Origin of the sequence: Syntrophorhabdus sp., from assembly GCA_012719415.1 — a bacterium.
GTDB lineage: Bacteria > Desulfobacterota > Syntrophorhabdia > Syntrophorhabdales > Syntrophorhabdaceae > Delta-02.
Map to the genome: position 1 here is coordinate 1 of JAAYAK010000283.1, position 1914 is coordinate 1914.

General features: G+C 58.0%; 1 protein-coding gene. It reads left to right on the plus strand.

The genetic code is table 11. The features are described from left to right. Positions 1–106: 106 nt before the first annotated feature. The coding region (gene aspS, locus GXX82_16400; GenBank protein NLT24625.1) for an aspartate--tRNA ligase at positions 107–1914 on the plus strand (1808 nt) is incomplete at its 3' end.

Here is a 1914-nt window from a genome sequence, read left to right on the forward strand (position 1 = left end):
CCAGGAAGCTGGAAGAGAAAGGAAATCGATGACCAGTTTTTATTGACCATTCTTCAGTACGATGGTAGGTTTTTTCTTTGAGCCAATACACAAGAAGGAAAATGCCATGACATTCAGTGAGCGATTGTACTGCGGTTTGTTGGGTTTGCCGGACGTGGGGGAAGAGGTCCTTCTTGCGGGATGGGTGGATGCTTTAAGGGACCATGGGGAGGTCTTGTTCATCCATTTGCGCGACAGGAGCGGGATCGTGCAGGTGGTGTTCAGCCCCGGACCTTCGGGCGCCGAGGTTTGTACGGCGGCGGCGGGGCTTAAGGCTGAGTACTGCATCCGCGTAAAAGGTCGGGTGGTGAAACGGATAGAAGGGACGGAGAATCCGGGAATTGCCACGGGCGAGATAGAGGTGGCGGCAACGGAACTCACCGTTTTGAGCAAGGCGGGGACGCTTCCTTTCCCGATATCGGAGAAGTCCATGGTGGCCGGTGTTTCAGCGAAGCGCGACGAGAGCGTGTCCGAGGATCTCCGGCTTCAGTACAGGTATCTCGATCTTCGGCGGCCGACGATGCAGGATCATCTTGTTAAAAGGCACCGCGTGGCGAAGATTGTGCGCGATTACCTCGATGAACAGGGGTTCGTCGAGGTGGAAACACCTATGCTCACCAAGAGCACACCCGAGGGCGCGCGGGACTACCTGGTACCCAGCAGGCATTACCCGAAGAGCTTTTACGCCCTGCCCCAGTCGCCGCAACTCTTCAAGCAGCTCCTGATGGTGAGCGGCATGGAGCGGTACTTCCAGATCGTGCGCTGCTTTCGCGACGAAGACTTAAGACCGAACAGACAGCCGGAATTTACCCAGCTCGACCTCGAGGCGTCTTTCATCGAGGAGGAGTTTCTCTATTCACTGTTCGAGGAAATGACGGTGCGCATGTTCAGGGTGGGCGGGGTCGAGCTTCCCCGCCCATACCCCAGGATGACGTGGCTCGATGCCATGAATTTAACGGGATCCGACCGGCCCGATTTGCGTTTCGGCATGACGTTCAAGGACGCGACGGATGTCTTCACGAATACGGGATACGGCATCTTCAAACAGATCCTCGGTCGGGGGGGCTGCATCAAGGGGATCAACGTCAAGGGTCAATCGGAACGGCTCAGCAAGAATATTCTCCAGAATGAGTACGCAAAAGAGATTGTTCCCGGCTTCGGCGCGAAGGGCATGACATGGATGCGGGTCGTGGACGGCGGCCTCGAATCGAACATCGTGCAGTTTTTCAGCGATGCCGAACAGCGCGGAATCCTGGAACGGTTCGCGGCAGAAAAGGGCGATGTCATACTCATGATCGCCGATCCTTCGTGGTCTCTTGTCTGTTCGGCGCTGGGGCAGCTGCGGCTGCACCTCGCTGAACGGCTGGGGCTTATCCCCCGGGACGTGTATTATCCCCTGTGGGTCACGGATTTCCCACTCTTTGAGGCCACGGAAAACGGGGTGACGTCGAGCCATCACCCGTTTACCATGCCCGACCGCACGGATTTCGATCCCGAAAAGGTCGATGAGCTTTTGGCGCTGAAATCCCGCGCGTACGACCTCGTGATGAACGGGGAGGAGCTTGGCGGGGGGAGCATCCGTATCAACGACAGGGCCCTGCAGAACCGGATATTCAAGGCCCTGGGTCTCTCCGACGCTGAGGTGGAGGAAAAATTCGGGTTCTTTCTCAAGGCGCTTGAATACGGGGCGCCCCCCCATGGGGGCATTGCCCTCGGCATGGACCGCGTGGTCGCGATGATCCTGGGAACGCCTTCCATAAGGGAGGTCATTGCCTTTCCCAAGAACCGCAGCGCTTACTGCCCGCTGACCGACGCCCCGTCGACGGTTGCCTCCGCACAACTTGCGGAACTCGGCCTTCTTGACCTCGGCGGAGC